Here is a 19,509-nt window from a genome sequence, read left to right on the forward strand (position 1 = left end):
TTGGAACCAAACGTAGTAAAAAGACGCATAAAAAAGCTGTTGAGGGAGTGAGTAAAATTCTACTTAGATAGTAGAAAAATAAATACTTCTGCCATAGTTATTTGGCAGAGGTATTTATTATTTTATTATAATACATTATTGAAAAAAAGTTCCATGTACACCTTCTGGAAAGAGATATCTACTCATTGACTTTTGGATTAATGTTATTCAAATAAAAACTTTTCAAGTTCCTCAACCTTATTAAAATAATAATCACAGTTTTTTTTCATAAATCCTATAATTAAGCTATTTGTGTGTGACCATCCAGCACTAGAAAAATCTACATTACAACTCTTTGCCATATCAAAGCCTGGCTTTAAATCATCAATCATTATAAGTTCATTAGGTTTAAGGTCATATTTACGCATAATTTCCTGAAGAGGATATGGATTAGGCTTACGCTCTTCTTCACAGCGTTCCCATCCGAAAATCATATCTGGAACAAGACTACAATTCTCTAAATAATCACGATTTATATTTTCACTGTAGGAATGAGAGACAACACAAACTAGTCCACCTTCTTCCTTTTGTCTTTGAATAATTCTTTCGAATCCAGTATAGAAAGCAGGGACATTATTTTTTACATACTCATTCCATGTAGTAAGTTGATATTCCATTTCCTCCTCTGTAAACTTCAAAATATCAAAGCATAAAGAATTAAATCCAGGATCAAAACAATACATCATAAATTCATCTAGAGTTATTTCTATATTTGGACGAAGTTTAAATAATGTATTTCTAAATACTGGAAAATGTATTTCGGGTGTACTTCTAACAACGGTATCGTCATGGTCAAGGACTAAACATTTATATTTCAACATAGCTAACTCCTTTTATATTTTTATGTTTTTGAATTTAATTTTTAACTTGTTAATATTATAAATACAAATGTATATTAACTAATATATATTATACATGAATATGAAAATATTTTGGAGATATTTCCATATAGATTGCAGAGATAGGTTTGGAATTAAATAAGTTGACATATCAATGAGTCATTTATATAATTATCATTGAGTAGTTTAAAACTCAATTTTAAGAAAGGCAAGGTATTTGCAGACATGAGAATATAATTCACTTTTATTTATGAGAAATCAAAATTAGAATGAGGCCTCAAGAAAGGCTTTGTTGTTATGCATTTTATTTGATTTTGTGAGTGGATAGTATTTTTGTAACTGTTGATGGTTTGTCAATATAGTGTGTTATTAACCTTAATTAAGACTTTGAATCCTAATATATACTGATTTTTTTGTATATATTTTAAGGTTTTATTTAGTGCGATTAAAGGTTATGATATAGTTGCGATGCTATCCTCTCCAGGTTATAAGGAGGGGATTTTTTGTTATTAGTTGAATGTAGTAATATTAAAAAAAGTTTTTGTGATAGATCCATCTTGGATATAGAAAATTTAAAGGTTTGTTCCCAGGATAGAATAGGTGTTGTAGGTGTAAATGGAGTAGGTAAAACTACATTAATTAATATATTGTGCCAAAGATTGCATCCAGATGAAGGCCATGTTAAGTTATATGGAACATACTCATATATATCACAGTTAGAAGAACCAGAAAGTATATCAATAACTAGTGAAATGGCTTCTAGATTTAATGTAGAAAGTATTTGGAATGAGAACATGAGTGGAGGAGAAAAGACTAGATTTAAACTTGCTTATGCACTAAGTCAGAATAGCCAGTTGATATTTGCAGATGAGCCTACTAGCAATATGGATATAGAGGGCATTGAGCTTATGGAAAAAAGTTTTGAAAAATATAAAGGAGCTCTAATCCTTATATCCCATGATAGAAACTTCTTAGATAGGTTATGTAATAAGATTTTAGAAATAGAGGATGGAAGAATAAAAATATATTATGGTAATTACAGTGACTATGCTGCTTTGAAAGCTAAGGAGAGAGACCGAGCTGAATTTGAATATGAGGAGTATAAAAAAGAAAAGAAGCGACTTCAAAGTGTAATTATCGATGCAGAACAAAGGGTGAAAGGTATAAAAACGACTCCTAAACGAATGGGAAATTCTGAGGCTAGGCTTCACAAGATGGGAGGTCAAAAGGCCAGGGCAAACATTGAAAGAGCAGTGAAAAATATTGAAAAGAGAATAGATCACCTTGAAGTTAAAGAGAAACCCAAAGAACAAGTTAGCATAAAGCTAGAAATTGAGGATTCAAATAAGCTCCATAGTAAAATAGTTATAGAGGGTAAAAATATAACTAAGTCATTTGACAAGAAGATGATACTAGATAATGCTGAATTTAGCATATATAACACCTCAAAGGTAGCACTCATTGGTCCTAATGGGTGTGGAAAGAGTACTTTAATAAAGATGATAATGGACAATGATAAATCCATTAGAATTGCTAAAGGAGCAAATATAGGATACTTTAGTCAAGCTATAGACATTTTAAAAGAAAATTATACTATTATAGAAAATGTAATGGAAAGTAGTATACATGATGAAACTTTCGCTAGGATACTACTAGCAAGATTATTATTTAAAAGAGAAGATATTTATAAAAAAGTAAGTGTATTAAGTGGAGGAGAACGAGTTAAAGTATCCTTTGCAAAAATGCTATTACAAAATATAAATCTTCTTATATTAGATGAACCAACTAATTATATGGATATAAACTCTCTTGAGGTTGTAGAAAATGTACTTAAAGATTTTTATAGCACTTTATTGTTTGTATCCCATGATAGAAGATTTGTAGAATCTATTGCAGACTATATAATGACTATAGAAAATCATAAAATTAAGATGTTTAAAGGTAACTATAAGGAGTACTTAGATAGTAAAAATAAATGTGAAGATAATGATAAAGAAGAAATTGAAAATGAAATTTTCATATTGCAAAATCGTCTTTCAGAAGTTATTGGAAGGTTATCCATGCCATCAAAAAAGGATGATGTAGTAGCACTGGATGAAGAATATAATGAATTATTGGGTAAATTAAAAACGTTAAAAACAAATTTATCAAAATAGTAAGAAAACTCTTTACAACATATTGCAAAAGTGATAGTATTGTTTTCAATAAGAGGAAGTGCACAGAGTTCTTTAAAATTAAAAATAAAATGAACAATGAAAGGGACGAGTATTATAGAGTACAATTTATAGAGAGGGAGTGTTTTGGGCTGTAAGCATTCCTAAATATGACTATAAGAAAACTAACCCTAGAGTTATGGCTGATTAGCTAATATTAGTAAAATGCCATCGGTAAATACCGTTATAAAATTTGAGATGAATTGAGTTATTTTAATTCAATTTGGGTGGAACCATGGATGTTATGCATTCGTCCCAAGGTGGGACGGATGCTTTTTTGTCGTATAATAACTAATTCAATAAATTTTGTTAAGGAGGGGATAAGTATGATAAGTATAAAACTTAAAGATGGTTCAATAATAGAAATTTGTGATGATTCTAATGTTTATGATCTTGCAAGTTCAATTAGTAAAAATTTAGCTAAATCAGCAATAGTAGGTGAAGTAAATGGAACCTTGGTTGATTTAAGTTGTAAATTAAAAGATAATGACCAGGTAAATATTTTAACCTATGATGATGAAAATGCTGTTGAGGTAATTAGACATTCAACTGCACATATTATGGCTCAAGCAGTAAAAAGAATTTATAGTAATTCGAAACTTGCTATAGGACCTTCCATAAAAAATGGTTATTATTATGATTTTGATATTGAAAGTCCCTTATCTGCTGAAGATATAGATAAGATTGAAATAGAAATGAATAACATAATTAAAGAAAATTTAAAATTTGAGAGAATAGATGTTTCTACAGAAGACGCAATTAAGCTAATGGAGGAAAAAGGGGAAATTTATAAAGTTGAACTTATAAGAGACTTACCAGAAGGAGAGAAAATTTCCCTATATAAGCAGGGAGAGTTTATTGATCTTTGTAGAGGTCCTCATATACCATCTACAAAGTATGTAAAAGCTTTTAAACTAACAAGTGTAGCTGGGGCATATTGGAGAGGCAATGAAAAAAATAAGATGCTACAGAGAATATATGGTGTTGCCTTTGCAAATAATACATTACTTGAAACTCATTTGCATAATGTAGAGGAGGCTAAAAAAAGGGATCACAGAAAATTAGGCAAAGAACTAAAATTATTTAACTTTGTTGATGAAGGCGTAGGATTTCCATTTTTCTTACCTAAAGGAGTAGTTCTTAAAAACACTTTAATTGATTTTTGGAGGACTTTGCATGCAGAAGCAGGTTATGTTGAGATCGAGACTCCAATAATGCTTAATAAAAGATTATGGGAAGTTTCTGGGCACTGGGATCATTATAAAGAGAATATGTATACTTCAATTATTGATGATGAGGAATTTGCATTAAAGCCAATGAATTGTCCAGGAGGAATGTTAGTATATAAATCTGAAGCTCATTCCTATAGAGATTTTCCAATGAGAGTAGGTGAACTTGGTAGAGTTCATAGACATGAACTTTCAGGAGCATTACATGGACTTATGAGAGTAAGAGCTTTTACACAGGATGATGCTCATATATTTATGTTACCAAATCAAATAAAATCAGAAATTAAAGGGGTAATAGAGCTCATTGATAAAGTTTATTCAAAATTTGGATTTAAGTATAATCTCGAGCTTTCTACAAGACCAGATAATTCCATGGGAAGTGATGAAGACTGGAAATTAGCAGAAGACTCCTTAAAAGGGGCTTTAGATGAATTAAGTTTAGACTATAAAATAAATGAAGGTGATGGAGCATTTTATGGTCCTAAGATAGATTTTCATCTTGAGGATAGTATAGGAAGAACATGGCAATGTGGAACAATTCAATTAGATTTTCAATTACCTCAAAGGTTTGAATTAGAGTATATTGGAAGTGATAATGAGAAACATAGACCAATAGTTATTCATAGAGTAATATATGGAAGTATAGAAAGATTTTTAGGTATATTAATTGAACACTTTGCAGGAAAGTTTCCAACATGGCTTGCTCCGGTTCAAGTAAAGGTACTGCCTATATCAAATAAATTCAATGAGTATTCAGAGAGTATTAAAAAGAAGCTAAGTGAAAATGGAATAAGAGTTGAAATGGACTATAGAGATGAAAAGATAGGCTATAAAATAAGAGAAGCTAGAAATGAAAGAATACCTTATATTATTGTTGTAGGAGAAAAGGAAGAAAAAGAAAATACAATTTCACTACGTAGTAGAAAAAATGGAGATGAAGGAACTTTTAAATTAGAATCTTTAATAGAAAGAATCAGTAATGAAATAAGGAATAAAGAATTATAAACAGAGTTCTTAGCTTCTATGAAGCTTTAGAAATCGTTATCCAGGGACATAACAGCTCTTTAGTCCCACTTTGAAGAAGATGGGAGTATTAGAGCTGATAGTCATCGGATAAAATAAGGTAAATATATAAAATAACATCCTGAAAATGGATGTTATTTTGTGTTTTCAGCAAAAATAAAATAGGTTTGATAGTAAAGGTTCGGTTAAAGTATTTATAGATAAAGTAAATTTATGGATAATTATTGATTCATGATGTATTAATAATTACATGTTGGATTTAGTGCAATAAATTACATATGATGCATATTATATATAAATCCGCTTCAAAGAAATATAAATTGTATGAGGTGTTTTATGGATTTATTAATACTTGAAGAACGTAGATTGCTTAGATATAGCTTACTATTTCAATTATATAGGGACTTCTTTACCTATGGCTATGAAGTATGCAATAAAATTAATTATGAGATTCCAAATGATTGTAGAATTGAAATAATTGCAGCTCTTTATTTCTTATTCTATAGAAGATGGATTTTTTTTAACATAGCAAGAGACAAAACAGTTTCTGCTTATGTTTTAGGGCGTGGCATGGAAGAAGTGGAGAATTATCTTATTGAAACTGGTAAATTAGTAGCTTCAAACATATTTGAGGATTTGTTAATACCTGTTATTGATAAAAAAGAAAAGATTGGAGGTACAGTTAATGAGTCTTAAGATGGATCCATTATATGATAAAAAGGCTAATTTTGTTGGGTGGTTAGTAGAACATAGTAATGTATTTGATAAGGATTTAAAATGGGTAGCATATGCTTATTACAATTATATTTGGGCAACGAAGACTAGAATATGGATTGGCGAATTAAGAGGTACCAATCTTTTAGATAGAGATGGGAGGATTGTGGCTTGGAGTACTAGTGGACCTGTGGTGGGGAGTCTTGGTTTCGTAGAAGGGCCAATTAATATTGGTACTCCAATTATGCCAGTTGGACCAATTATTCATGAGGTTCCATTAAATCCTGGATATGTTCCTGAGCCAGCAGGTGAATGGTCCAAACTAACCTTCAATCAGTGGCTTAACCAAAGGTAGGTGTTTAAGTTATGGTTCAGATAGAAAAAGACTTAATTAGAGTTCAAATTTTACTTGAATTATATGAAAAATTGTTTTGTATTTGCAATTATGCAGATATTACAAGACAAGAATACAAAATCTCAGGTAGAAATAAGTGTGAGATAATTGCAGCTCTTTATTATTTAAGTGACAGAGGGTATATTACTGTAAGAACTACAAATAAAGATGATGTTCTTATTATATTTATTAGAGCCAGAGGAATTGATGAAATTGAACTAAAGATAAAAAAAGCTACCACAACGGTTCTTACATGCACTTTCAATAAACTACTTATTCCAAACTTTGATGATGTGATTGATAACTGATAATAAGACTATACCTGCTGTTATAGAACATAAAATATTGAGGTATGTTTTAAACTTAGAGGTTAAGAAGATAAACATATAAATAATATTGTTCGTATGGATATTATGTTATAAAATGTAAGTATATATATCATAAATTTCAAATAAAATAATTAAAGTTTATTTATATTAATTACACGTAGATATGCCTCAACTGCTATTATACCTAACTAAATATAAAATACTTTTAAATAAGTAAGAAAGAAGAGGAAGTTAGTTTATGGAATTAAAAAAAATATCTAATAGAATTTATTACTTACCTGCAGAAGAAGAAACTGATAGACCAGTTATTGGATATATCAAAGGAGATAAATATTCATTGGCTATCGATGCAGGTAATTCATCTAAGCATGTAGAAAAATTTTATTGTGAATTAAATAATGCAGGTTTGAAATTACCAGATTATACAGTGATTACCCATTGGCATTGGGATCATACATTTGGCATGCATTCAGTAGTAGGAAAGACAATTGCTGGACATTTGACAAATAATAAATTGAAAGAAGTTTCAACATGGCAATGGTCTGATGATGATATGAAAAGTAGACTTGAAACCGGTAAAGATATTGAAATGTGTGACAAATGTATTAAATTGGAGTATTCAAACAGACAAGATATAAAAGTAACTTCTGCAGATATAGAATTTAGCGGAAGTTTAAAAATTGATTTGGGCGGAATTTATTGCGAAATAACTGAAATTGAAGCACCTCATTCAGAAGATTCGGTATTGATTTATGTACCCGAAGAAAAAGTGGTTTTTATTGGCGATGCAGATTGTGAAGATCACTATGATAATAATGGCCATTATGATAAGGATAAGTTAGGGTGTTTTATTGAGCTAATTAAAGAAATTGATTTTAATACTTATGTTCTGGGACATGATAAACCTGAAACGAAGGAAGAAGTAATTTCATATTTAATGGAAGAATTAAAAAAGTTAAGTTGAGACATAAAGATAGGAATCGCACCATAAGTAGGTGCGATTTTTTTGTTAGTTTAAGTGGTGAGTTGAAATTGAATATATATTAGTATTAAAAGAGAATTTTAGATGATTAAGATAATATATGAATAGGAACTTTGCAAAGGAGTATTAACACATGAGAGAGATAGTAATATAAATGATTGAATTTAGATTATATAGAAAAGTAGTACATAAAGTAGGCTTGATATATATGCGATGTCAACCATAACCATGGTGAAATATCGTCAATAATCCACGGAGATAAAATGTTCAAAGTCTTGGTAGCAATCATGCTACAAAGTTTTTAAATAATCAATGAGAAAATAACAGATAGTATACAGTAAGATATATCATATTAAAGCATATATGGGAATATATTTCATTAATATGGATTACATGATACAATTTTATTGTAAGTAATATTTTTTATGTTTTAATGTAAAAAAGAAAAATTAAATGGGGGTGTAAAATAGTATGGATATGTATAAAGTTATCGAGATTAAGCAAAATGTTTTCGAAAACAATGATAAACAAGCAGAACTACTTAGAGAAGATTTAAAAAAAGATAAGACTTTTTTGTTAAATTTAATGTCATCACCAGGGTCAGGGAAAACAACAACTGTTTTAAGAACAATTGAAGCTTTAAAAGATGAAATGAGTATTGGGGTCTTAGAAGCTGATATTGACTCAGATGTGGATGCTAATACTGTTTCAAAGACTGGTGCAAAGGTAATACAGTTGCATACCGGTGGCATGTGCCATCTGGATGCAGATATGACCAAACAAGGACTAATTGGATTGGGAACAGAAGATGTTGATTTTGTAATATTAGAAAATGTAGGAAACTTAGTATGCCCAGCAGAATTTGATACTGGTGCATCAAAAAATGCAATGATATTAAGTATACCAGAGGGAGATGACAAGCCCTTAAAATATCCTTTAATGTTTTCCATTGTTGATGTTTTATTAATTAACAAGATAGATGCAATAAATTATTTTGACTTTGATTTAGAAGCAGTGAAAGAGCGTGTGAAAAAATTGAATCCCAATATTAAGGTTATCCCAATCTCTGCTAGAACTGGTGAGGGAATTGATGACTGGGTTAACTGGATACGTAATGAAGTAAAAGATTGGAATAAAAAATAGGGTGTATTGAAAAATTATTGGGGGAATGGGTATGGTAAAAGTAAAAGTATTAGAACTTGCCAATCATATAAGTAAGATAAAACCTGGTTCAAAAAATGAAATAAAGCCGGAGGATCCAGAATATAAAATTTTGGAACCAGTTGTTACAGAAGAAATGGCAGAAGTAGGACTTTGCGTTGAATTCCGTAAACCAAAGAGCGCAGAAGAAGTTGCTGTTTTATGTGGTAAATCTTTAGAAGAAACAAAGAGAATCCTATGGGAACTAGCCCTTGCTGGTGTTTGCTTTGTTGGTAAAGAAGATGGCGTTGACAAGTACTGGTTTGAGATTTGGGTTCCAGGACACATGGAAATGATAGTTAACCATCCACATAAGGAAAATGTTGAGAATTATAAGCAAATTGCTGAGGCTTTTGAGGCCTATGGAAGAAAAAAAGCACCTATAACAGCAGGCATTTTTCCAGTAGGAACAGGCCCTATGCGTGTTATCCCTATAGAAACATCAATTCAAGGTGAAACAAGAAGAGCATCCTATGAGGAAGTTTCTAAATATCTCAATGAAAATACTGTTTTCTCAGTTTCAGATTGTTCTTGTCGTACATCAAGAGAGGCCATGGGAGAAGGTTGCGGCCACTTGAAGGAAGATATGTGTATTCAGCTTGGTCATGCTGCTGAATACTATATCCGTACAGGAAGAGGCAGAGCAATAACCCGCGAAGAAGCTTTTGAAATCATTAAAAGAGCCGAAGAAAATGGCTTAATGCACCAAATGCCAAATGCAGATGGTCCAGGAAAAACTCATGCCATTTGTAACTGTTGCGGCTGTTCATGTTACGCTACGAGAATTGCAGGAATGTTCTTAAATAATGATATGGTGCGTTCAAATTATGTATCAAGAGTTGATAAAGACAAATGTGTTGGTTGTGGAGAGTGTGTTCAAGTTTGTCCAGTTAATGCATTGAAATTAGGTCAAAAATTATGTGCTAAAACACCAATTGTTGAGAAGAAGAGAGTTGACTTTGCCCACAATACAGAGTGGGGTCCAGATAAATGGAATGTTAATCATCGTATCAACAAGAAAAATGTTGTTGATACAGGTACAAGTCCTTGTAAAACACAATGTCCAGCACATATTTCCGTTCAAGGCTATGTTAAGCTAGCATCTCAAGGAAGATATAAAGAAGCGCTTGAACTTATTAAGAATGAAAATCCGTTTCCGGCTGTATGCGGGCGTATTTGTCCAAGAAAATGTGAATCTGCTTGTACTAGAGGCGATATTGATGAACCAGTTGCTATAGATGAAATAAAAAAATTCATTGCTGAACAAGATTTAAAAATGGATACTCGTTATGTACCAAAATTAAGACATGAATACGGTAATAAAATTGCAGTTATAGGTGCTGGTCCTTCAGGTCTCTCTTGTGCTTTTTATTTAGCTCTTGATGGTTATAAGGTAACGGTATTTGAAAAGCAAAAGGTACTTGGTGGTATGCTTACCCTTGGTATTCCTTCTTATAGATTAGAAAAAGAAGTTATAAATGCAGAAATAGATATTTTAAGAGAACTAGGAGTAGAATTTAAAACTGGTATTGAAGTAGGTAAAGACATAAGTCTTAAATACTTAAGAGGTCAAGGATATGAAGCATTCTATCTTGCAATCGGTGCCCAGTTAGGCAGAAACCTTGGTATCCAGGGTGAAGATTCAGAAGGGGTTATTACAGGGGTTGATTTCTTACGTAATGTAAACTTGGGTAATGAGGTAAACCTTGAAGGAGACGTGGTTGTAATTGGTGGTGGTAACGTTGCTATTGATGTTGCAAGAACAGCTACAAGAGTTGGAGCTTCAAAGGTTAACATGTTCTGTCTTGAAAGTCGAGAGGAAATGCCAGCACTTGAAGAAGAAATTGAAGAAGCATTATCAGAAAGCATTGAAGTTAACAATTCTTGGGGTCCAAAGCGAATCCTTGAAGAAAATGGGAAAGTTATAGGCATAGAATTTAAAAAGTGTCTTTCAGTTTTTGATGATAATGGGAAATTTAGTCCTATATTTGATGAAGAGATCACTAAGATTGTGAAGGCAAATCATGTTCTAATTTCAGTAGGTCAAGGAATGGAGTGGGGTAGATTGCTAGAAGACAGCAAAATAGAATTGAATCCAAATAACACAGTGAAAGCAGATTCCTTCACTCTACAGACAGGGGAGCCAGATGTATTTGCTGGTGGGGATGTATTAACAGGTCCTAAGTTTGCTATTGATGCCATTGCTTTGGGTAAAGAAGGTGCAATTTCAATTCATCGCTATGTTCAACCTGGACAGAGCTTAGTTCTTGGAAGAGATAGAAGACAGTACTCTGCACTTGATAAAGAAAACTTAACATTACAAGGATATGACCGCATACCAAGGCAGAAAGTAGACCATGTAGATGGAGCGAGATCAAAAGAAACCTTTAAGGATTTACGCCCTACATTTACTGAAGAGCAAGTGATGAAGGAAACAGAACGTTGCCTTGGCTGTGGTGCTACAATTACAGATGAATATCAATGTATAGGCTGTGGTGCATGTACTACTAGATGTAAGTTTGATGCTATTACACTTTTTAGAAAATATGATGCACAAAGTGTACCACTTGAAAAGCTTAAACCTATAATTGTTAAAAATATAATTAAGCGTAAAGGTGTAATCACAGCTAGAAAGATTAAAAAGTTATTCACAAAAGATTCTTAAAAATAAAACGAAATAATTGACATATTACAGGAGAAAAGGTGAGGAAACATATAGTTGCCTCCACCTTTTTACCTAGATTAGAAGGGTGATTTTAATGCATGAATTAGGTGTAGTAATTGAAGTGGTTAAAACTGTTGAAAATTTCGCAGAAAAGAATGGATTAAAGAAAATAGATACAATAGTTTTACAAATTGGAGAACTTTCTTCAATGATTCCTAAATATATTGAATCTTGTTATCCAGTAGCAGTAGATGGTACAAGATTACAGGACACAAAATTAAAGATTGAAATATTACCAGGTAATGCAATCTGTAGAAAATGTAGAAAAGTTTTTAATATCATTGAGAATAGTAGTAAGTGTCCAAGCTGTACAAGTGAAGAATGGGAGCTATTATGTGGAAAAGAGTTTATGATAAAGGAAATAGTTGCTTGTTAAGGTAAGACTTAAAAGATAAGAGATGAGATAGAAATACGTATAAGATATTTTACTAGGGGCATAATATGGACAAGCGATTAACATTTAATAAGGATACTAGCATTTATTATAAATGGCAATGTTTTAAATGTTTATGACACCATAGATTTATATTTAGTAAGAAAATAGGAGGTATAGTGTGAAGATATTTATTGATGAAATAAGTGATGTAGTAAAAAGTACTTTTGAAGAGCTAGGATATGATAAAGAATCAGGAAAGGTAACTGTATCTAATAGACCAGATTTATGTCAGTATCAATGCAATGGTGCTTTAGCTAATGCTAAGAAATACAAAAAGGCACCCAGTGTCATAGCGCAAGAAGTTGTTGAAAAATTGAAAGAAAATAAATTTTTCTCTAAATTAGAAATTGCAGGACCTGGGTTTATTAATATAACGGTTAATGATAAATTAATAATTGACTATGTAAATAAGATGAATAATGATGAAAAGTTTGGAACTTCATCTGCTACAAAAGTTAAAAAAATATTTGTAGATTATGGTGGAGCAAATGTTGCAAAGCCCTTACATATAGGTCATTTAAGATCAGCAATAATTGGAGAAAGTATAAAAAGAATTGCTAAGTTTATAGGTCATGATGTAATTGGAGATGTTCACTTAGGTGATTGGGGTCTTCAAATGGGTATGGTTATCTCTGAAGTTGAAAGACGTAATCCAAATTTACCTTATTTTAATGAAGGTTTTACTGGAGCGTATCCAAAAGAAGCCCCATTTACAATAGATGAATTAGAAGAAATATATCCTTATGCTAGCAGCCTTGCTAAAAATGATGAAAAAGTTATGAATGCAGCAAAACAAGCTACCGTTGAGCTTCAACAAGGTAGAAAAGGATATCTAGCATTATGGAAACACATATTAAATGTTTCTGTTAATGATTTAAAGAAAAATTATGGTGCATTAAATGTTGACTTTGAATTATGGAATGGTGAAAGTGATGCACAAAAGTTTATTCCAGACATGATAAAATATTTAAAGGATAATAGATATTGTTATGAAAGTGAAGGTGCTTTAGTTATTGATGTAAGTAAGGAAGAGGATAAGAGTGCACTTCCGCCATTACTATTACTGAAATCAGATGGAGCATCACTATATGGAACAACTGATTTGGCTACAGTTGTAGAGAGAGTTAGAAATTATAAGGCTGATGAAATAATATACTTAGCTGATAAAAGACAAGGACTTCACTATGAACAATTCTTTAGAGCAGCTAAAAAATCTGGAATTGCAGGTGAGAATGTAGAATTAGATTTTATAGGCTTTGGAACAATGAATGGAAAAGATGGAAAGCCATTTAAAACTCGTGAAGGTGGAGTAATGAGGCTTGCAGATTTAATAAATTTAATTAAAGAAGCGGGTAAAGAAAAGCTTAAAGGTAATAAAAATATATCAGCAGAAGATGTTGAAGAAATCTCATCAAAGGTAGGTTTAGCAGCTTTAAAATATGGTGATTTATCAAATCAAGCTTCAAAGGATTATATATTTGATATAGATAGATTTGCTTCCTTTGAGGGAAATACAGGACCATATATTTTATATACAATAGTAAGAATTAAATCTATTTTAAACAAAGCTAACACATCTGAGTTAAAGGAAAATGTATTAGAACCACAAAGTGATACAGAAAGAAATTTAATGTTACAATTAATTAGATTCAATGAAGTAATTGAACTGAGCTTTAGAGAACGTGCACCACATAAGATATGTGAATACGTTTATGAATTATCAAATAACTTTAATAAATTCTATAATGACACAAGAATATTATATGAAGAAGATGAAAATAAAAAAGTTTCTTGGCTAGTTCTTATTACTTTAGTTAAAGATGTATTAGAACAATGCTTAGATTTATTAGGCATGGAAAGTGTTGAAAAAATGTAATATACGGCAGTCCTTTTTCTTTTAGTCGTGGATGGGATTTAAAGCAATTCGTCTCCATCAAGGTGTAACATCATTTTATATTTTTTCATACATTAGATATATACAAATACTTAGGAAGTGTGTTATTACGAGCTTTATAAGCAAAGTCTTGTACAAAATCGCCATTGAAGGTGGGGGATTAGTTAAAAAGAAGTTTGATAAAGAAACTAGAAATTGCAAAAAAGTCAATAAAGAAGTGTTATTGAAAATATTAAGAGAAAATTGCAAAAGTGAAATCGGAATTAAGTTTAATTTTCGAGATATCAACTCCATAGATGGTTTTAAAGAACATGTTCCATTAACCCAATATGATTATTACGAAAACTATATAAGACGAATGTCAAATGGGGAAAAGAATATTTTAATAAGTGAAGGTGTGGAATACTTTGGTCATACATCAGGAACCACAGGAAAGCAAAAGTTAATTCCATCTACTAAAACAAGTAGAAAACTTGCTTCAAAATATATGGCCTTACTTACCAATAAATTTTCTTATGATAACTTTAGAGAAAATTGGAATTATGGAAGAGGTTTAATGATAGCTGATATAGTAATGACAACTTATACCCAAGGAGGAGTACCAATATGTTCTGCTACTTCTGGAGGGATGAATGGTATAAGGTTTATATTACCATACTTATATACTTCACCAATAGAAGTCATGAAAATAAAAGATAAGGAATCCTCCCTTTATCTTCATCTGTTATTTGCCTTAAAAGAAACTAATCTTTTATATATTAGTGGAGTTTTTATATCTAATATATTGGATTTATTTAGGATATTAGAAAGTAAACATCAGGATTTAGTTAGAGATATAAGGAGAGGATGTATAAGAAATAATTTGAATATTGATGAAAACACTAGAAAAAAGTTAAATTCACTTCTTTCTCCTGATGCTAGTAGAGCTGATAAATTAGAGTATGAATTTGAAAAAGGATTGAAGGGTATAAGTAGGAGAGTATGGCCTAATTTATCATATATTGCCACAGTAACTGGAGCAAACTTTTCTATATATGATGATAAATTAAATTATTATACTGATTCATTACCTATTTATTCACCAGCCTATGCTGCTACTGAAGCTATGATTGGAATTAATCCTTATGCAAATAAGATAAGATATGTAATTATCCCTGACACTGCATTTTATGAATTTATTCCACAAGAAGAAGGGGAAGAAGATAGTCAGCACACCCTTTGTTTAGAAGAGCTAGAAATAGGGACAAAGTATGAAATAGTTATTACTAATTATGCAGGCCTTTATAGATATAGAATGGGTGATGTTATTCAAGTAGTCGGATTTTATAATAATTGTCCTGAAGTGGAGTTTTTATATAGGAAGAATCAAGTGTTGAATATGGTATCTGAAAAAACTAATGAAGAACATTTAACTAATTCTATAAAAAGTACAATAAAAAAATTAAATTTAAACTTAGTAGACTATACTACAATGCCTGATAACTCAATTACACCTGGAAGATATTCGTTTTACTTTGAATTTAAAAATAGTATATCTAATTATAAGATTAAATTATTAGAGGAAACCTTGGATAAGGAGATTAGAAGTTCTAACTTAGCCTATGATAGAGCTAGAAATAACAAGAATTTATCTATTGTAAAAGTAATACTTTTACAATCAAATACCTTCAATACAATTAAGGAATCTTTATATAAGAAGGGAATATCAAAAAATCAAATTAAAATTCCAAGGGTTATTTCTAATAATAGGAGTATATTAAATATTATTAATAGAAATAAGATATGATATACTTCTTTAATATTATTTGTATTTGTAATATTCTTAAAATATAATATTATTAATAAAGTTTTTATAGGAGGATATAACTGATATACTTAAAAAAATTTATAAATATTTGACTAAATGTAAAATAAAAACTATAATGGAATAGTAATTTGAAATTAGAAGGAGATTGTAATATGATTATGTTTGTTTTTAACCTTTAATCTAAATTTCACATATTAGTATAATAGCACCTATTAAACGGGTTTATTTGCTATGTACAAAATGTTATTTAGATATGTTAAGAACAACAGCATTTACTTTTCTTATTTAATTTTAAAAATCATGTACAATACTGTATTTATTGTGATAGGTTTTTATGTTATTAGATTTAAGCTGTACTTAACTGTACAGCTTTTTTAAAGTTATAGCCTTTTTAAATTACCTAAAATGTTTTTAAGGGTACTTAAAATAAGTCTATAAAATTGAAGGACTGTAAATGATGAGTGTTCATTTGCAGTTCTTTTATTTAGTCATGGGGGTGATTAAATAGCTTGTTTACTATAGAAAATAAACAAAATTTGAATACAATGGGGGAAAAATTATGGAAGGGTTAAAAATTGTAGAATACACTCCAGCCTATGCAAAGGCTATTGCAGAAATGTGGCAAAGGAGCACTGAAGGGTGGAATGGTGAAAATGGAAATGAAACAGAGGAAACAGTACTAGCGGCACATGAAAATTCAACGGATATAAATACTTATCTTGCTGTATTAGGAGATGATGTACTTGGATACTGTGCATTTTCAAGGTATGTAAAGGATGAGGGTGCGCTCCATATAAGGCGTCTGAATGCCAGATATGACTGTCATGGCAAAGGGATAGGCAAGGCCCTGGTTTTAAAGTCAGTGGAAAGGACCATTGAACTTAATTGGCCACGACTTGACATATATACCTGGTCAGCCAATACAAAGGCCATACCACTTTATAAAAAGTGCGGGTATTTCTTTGAAAACAGGGAGGATAAGGTTCATCTCATGAACTTCATTCCAACGGTAATGCATACAGAGGCCGTGGAAGATTACTTTAAGGATGCACACTGGTACAATGACATGAAAAGAATCATTGACATGGAACCTGATGGAAGGATGGAAAATGGTTTTGAGTTTTACGAATACCTCTGGGAAAAAAATAATAAAAATCTAAGGATGGAATTTGAAAGATGGGGCAGGGGGTTAAGACTTATCGAAACCGACGACTATAAGATTTCCCTGTATTCAGATTCGCATAGTGTCATCTTTGGAAGGAGTTATAGAGCATTCTTTGAAATTGTCAATAAGACAGGAAGAACATTAAATGTTGAAATAAAAGGTAGGGATGATAAAGAGGTTAAGTTTTTACTGGATAAAAATGTTCAGGTAGCTGACAAAACTATAATTCAGGGGGGATTTTATCTGTCAGAAATTCAGGAGGAATATGGGGATTATAAGACCCATCCTGCAGTGGTGGCAGATGTTGCTGTCAATGGTAGGAAGGCTTTATTTAAGCTTGGAATAGTTCCTAAATTCCCTGGAAAAATAAATTTTCTATGCATGGACAGGGAAAGATACAGCGGGGAAACTTTTAATATGGATATTAATGTTGAAAGCTACCTTGATGAACAGGGAATCTTTGAATTCACCCTTCCAGAGTCCAATGACGTTGAGTTTTCCGCCAGAGAGTTTAAAATACGCATAGACAAGACTCAGAAGATTATAATACCTGTACAGTGCAGGCTGAAAAATCCATGTATTTATGAGGCAGGGCTTCAGGTTAATGTAAAATTAAGTTCAGGGGAAAGTGTACAGTTTAAAAATAATGTAGCAGTGGTTTTCATGGGACGTAACCATGGCTTTGGAGGAGAAGTTGACGGTAAATATGTAATTGTCAATGGAATATATAAGCTGACTCTAGATAAAAACTATAACCGGGTAGAAACATTTGTAGGTGAAGAAAAAAAGAATACCTTTATAGATTACCCAAAGCTGGGCCTGCCATTTTCACAGGAATTCAGCAACATGGTAATAAAAAATGTAAAATGGTATTTTGAAGATGAAAAAATGGTTTTAAGTGGTAAATATATTTCCAATGATTATAAGGGTTTGGCAGTTAGGACCATATTTAAAATATGCAGTAACGGCATATTTGAACATTCTTATGAAATCACCAATACATCAGTGGAGGAAACTCCTAAGGACATCTACCTCGACCAAAATTTTCACTACAGGATAGAAGGAGCATTAATTCCCTATAATAATAGTATACTTCATGCCACTGAAAGCCGTATGGAATATCCAGGATACTACGACAGTGAAAAAATTGATGGAAACTGGATATTCTCAAGTAAGGAGGAAAGCATAGTATGGCCAAAGAATTTAAAGGCTGACTTTGATGGCTGGTATATGCATATCCAGCATAACTTGGGAAGGCTTAAGGGTGGAGAAAAAAGGGTTACAGATCCTGTTTATATGGCCTTTTCGACCTTTAAAAACTGGCATGAGGTAAGAAGATTTGCCCTTAAGTCCAATGAGGTCAGAGATATTCCATTGGCTGAAGATTTTCAGGTTGACATAAGTAACAATTCTCTATTTGTTAGGGAGAACTTTGATATAAATATTACTGAAAACAGGAATATCTCATACACCGGGGAAATAACTGTAACATCCAAGAACAACTTCTTTGATAATGTTCATATAAACATTGGTGAAGGGACAAATAAAATTAATATCCAGGGGAAGGCAGAAAGTGGCTTTGAATATGATTTGATCAATGTAAACTGCAACTTTAGTGATATCAGCTATGAGAGGAAAATACCTGTATTTTATATTAAAAATGTAGAGTGTAAGTCCCAGATTACTGAAGAAAAAGGTATAAAAGTTTATTCTATGAGCAATGGAGTAATGAACATTAAAGCATGCCCTAAATTTACAATGGGATTATTCTCCCTTGAATATATGGGTAGGCAGTGGCTTGACAGTTCCTTCCCTGAGGCAGGTCCAAAGAGCTGGTATAACCCATGGTTTGGAGGAATTGAAAACATCCCCAAAGATATGCTTGAAAATGCCAGATCCCTTGCAAAGGAAACCACTGAAGCTTCGCTCGTGGAAAGAACTGATATCCTTGGAAACACATGGATGGGTATAAAAACCACCATGACCATGGCATGCAGTAATGATTATAATGGACTTGAGATAAACCAGTACTTTTTAATGCTACCGGGAGTCCCTGTTTTATTAAATGCCGTTGAATTGGTTAATAATATGGACAGGTATATGGTGGACGAGGGCTTCATGAACTCTGCCTTTTTAAAACTTGGTGATGACATTAAAAAAAGCTGGGTCAGTGTTAAAAATCATGGAAACACCATTGATAAGTACAAAGCAGGCCTAAGGGATTACGAGATATATCCTTATTCATCACCACTTTATGGCTGTGATGACCTTCAGTACAAGATCCAGGTAAACATGGACTTTGATAAGTATACCCAGCAGGAATATATAAATACCAAGGACATCTCTTGCCTGAATTTAACTAAGGTAACCATGGCACCGGGAGAAAGAAAGGCTCTGCCTTATGTATTTTATATTTTTACAAAGGAACATATATCAGACAACCTTCTTAAAAACTTGCATAACGTAAAGTTTTAAGATCTTGCTGTAACAATATAAAAAACAGTATAATAATCATAGATA

13 protein-coding genes and 1 other annotated feature are annotated in these 19,509 nt (G+C 31.6%); of the genes, 12 read left to right on the plus strand and 1 reads right to left on the minus strand.

From position 1 onward, the window contains the following. Window positions 1-203: 203 nt before the first annotated feature. Window positions 204-860: an HAD family hydrolase gene (locus tag ACTNBA_RS09365; RefSeq protein WP_441073615.1), complete on the minus strand. Its 657-nt coding sequence runs from the start codon at window positions 858-860 to the stop codon at window positions 204-206. 521 nt (window positions 861-1,381) lie between these two features. Here ACTNBA_RS09365 and abc-f point away from each other — a divergent pair. From abc-f to ACTNBA_RS09425, 12 genes are all read left to right on the plus strand, one after another. After that, window positions 1,382-3,034: a ribosomal protection-like ABC-F family protein gene (gene abc-f, locus ACTNBA_RS09370; protein WP_441073617.1), complete on the plus strand. Its 1,653-nt coding sequence runs from the start codon at window positions 1,382-1,384 to the stop codon at window positions 3,032-3,034. An 87-nt stretch (window positions 3,035-3,121) separates the two neighbouring features. Next, window positions 3,122-3,352, plus strand: a binding site (T-box leader). 65 nt (window positions 3,353-3,417) lie between these two features. After that, window positions 3,418-5,325: a threonine--tRNA ligase gene (gene thrS, locus ACTNBA_RS09375; protein ID WP_441073619.1), complete on the plus strand. Its 1,908-nt coding sequence runs from the start codon at window positions 3,418-3,420 to the stop codon at window positions 5,323-5,325. Between the two features lie 354 nt (window positions 5,326-5,679). Then, on the plus strand, window positions 5,680-6,039 hold the full coding sequence (locus ACTNBA_RS09380; RefSeq protein WP_441073621.1) for a hypothetical protein: 360 nt from the start codon (window positions 5,680-5,682) through the stop codon (window positions 6,037-6,039). Beyond that, a complete protein-coding gene (locus tag ACTNBA_RS09385) occupies window positions 6,029-6,412 on the plus strand; it encodes a 4-fold beta flower protein (protein ID WP_441073623.1) in 384 nt (127 codons plus the stop codon). The genes ACTNBA_RS09380 and ACTNBA_RS09385 overlap by 11 nt, the downstream gene beginning before the upstream one ends. Window positions 6,413-6,423: 11 nt before the next feature. After that, window positions 6,424-6,759, plus strand: a complete 336-nt coding sequence (locus ACTNBA_RS09390) for a hypothetical protein (protein ID WP_441073625.1) — start codon at window positions 6,424-6,426, stop codon at window positions 6,757-6,759. 259 nt (window positions 6,760-7,018) lie between these two features. Continuing rightward, window positions 7,019-7,744: an MBL fold metallo-hydrolase gene (locus tag ACTNBA_RS09395; protein ID WP_441073626.1), complete on the plus strand. Its 726-nt coding sequence runs from the start codon at window positions 7,019-7,021 to the stop codon at window positions 7,742-7,744. Window positions 7,745-8,233: 489 nt separating this feature from the next. Further along, window positions 8,234-8,905: a hydrogenase nickel incorporation protein HypB gene (gene hypB / locus ACTNBA_RS09400; RefSeq protein ID WP_441073628.1), complete on the plus strand. Its 672-nt coding sequence runs from the start codon at window positions 8,234-8,236 to the stop codon at window positions 8,903-8,905. Between the two features lie 31 nt (window positions 8,906-8,936). Then, complete coding sequence (locus tag ACTNBA_RS09405; protein WP_441073629.1) at window positions 8,937-11,627, plus strand: FAD-dependent oxidoreductase; 2,691 nt, start codon at window positions 8,937-8,939, stop codon at window positions 11,625-11,627. 94 nt (window positions 11,628-11,721) lie between these two features. After that, entirely contained in the window at window positions 11,722-12,063 is a 342-nt protein-coding gene (locus ACTNBA_RS09410; RefSeq protein ID WP_150843686.1) for a hydrogenase/urease maturation nickel metallochaperone HypA, read from the plus strand. A gap of 178 nt (window positions 12,064-12,241) precedes the next feature. Continuing rightward, complete coding sequence (argS, locus tag ACTNBA_RS09415) at window positions 12,242-13,999, plus strand: arginine--tRNA ligase (protein ID WP_441073632.1); 1,758 nt, start codon at window positions 12,242-12,244, stop codon at window positions 13,997-13,999. Window positions 14,000-14,135: 136 nt separating this feature from the next. Further along, on the plus strand, window positions 14,136-15,803 hold the full coding sequence (locus ACTNBA_RS09420; protein ID WP_502361626.1) for a GH3 auxin-responsive promoter family protein: 1,668 nt from the start codon (window positions 14,136-14,138) through the stop codon (window positions 15,801-15,803). A 580-nt stretch (window positions 15,804-16,383) separates the two neighbouring features. Then, window positions 16,384-19,464: a GNAT family N-acetyltransferase gene (locus ACTNBA_RS09425; RefSeq protein ID WP_441073637.1), complete on the plus strand. Its 3,081-nt coding sequence runs from the start codon at window positions 16,384-16,386 to the stop codon at window positions 19,462-19,464. Window positions 19,465-19,509: the final 45 nt, after the last annotated feature.

The organism is Clostridium sulfidigenes, from assembly GCF_052067195.1.
In the GTDB taxonomy this organism is placed as follows: Bacteria; Bacillota; Clostridia; order Clostridiales; family Clostridiaceae; genus Clostridium_J; species Clostridium_J sulfidigenes.

Coding starts and splice junctions, on each gene's coding strand:
- thrS (WP_441073619.1), top strand. CDS start 3,418: ATGATAAGTATAAAACTTAAAGATGGTTCAATAATAGAAATTTGTGAT.
- ACTNBA_RS09405 (WP_441073629.1), top strand. CDS start 8,937: ATGGTAAAAGTAAAAGTATTAGAACTTGCCAATCATATAAGTAAGATA.
- hypB (WP_441073628.1), top strand. CDS start 8,234: ATGGATATGTATAAAGTTATCGAGATTAAGCAAAATGTTTTCGAAAAC.
- ACTNBA_RS09395 (WP_441073626.1), top strand. CDS start 7,019: ATGGAATTAAAAAAAATATCTAATAGAATTTATTACTTACCTGCAGAA.
- ACTNBA_RS09390 (WP_441073625.1), top strand. CDS start 6,424: ATGGTTCAGATAGAAAAAGACTTAATTAGAGTTCAAATTTTACTTGAA.
- ACTNBA_RS09425 (WP_441073637.1), top strand. CDS start 16,384: ATGGAAGGGTTAAAAATTGTAGAATACACTCCAGCCTATGCAAAGGCT.
- ACTNBA_RS09380 (WP_441073621.1), top strand. CDS start 5,680: ATGGATTTATTAATACTTGAAGAACGTAGATTGCTTAGATATAGCTTA.
- ACTNBA_RS09410 (WP_150843686.1), top strand. CDS start 11,722: ATGCATGAATTAGGTGTAGTAATTGAAGTGGTTAAAACTGTTGAAAAT.
- ACTNBA_RS09385 (WP_441073623.1), top strand. CDS start 6,029: ATGAGTCTTAAGATGGATCCATTATATGATAAAAAGGCTAATTTTGTT.
- ACTNBA_RS09365 (WP_441073615.1), bottom strand. CDS start 860: ATGTTGAAATATAAATGTTTAGTCCTTGACCATGACGATACCGTTGTT.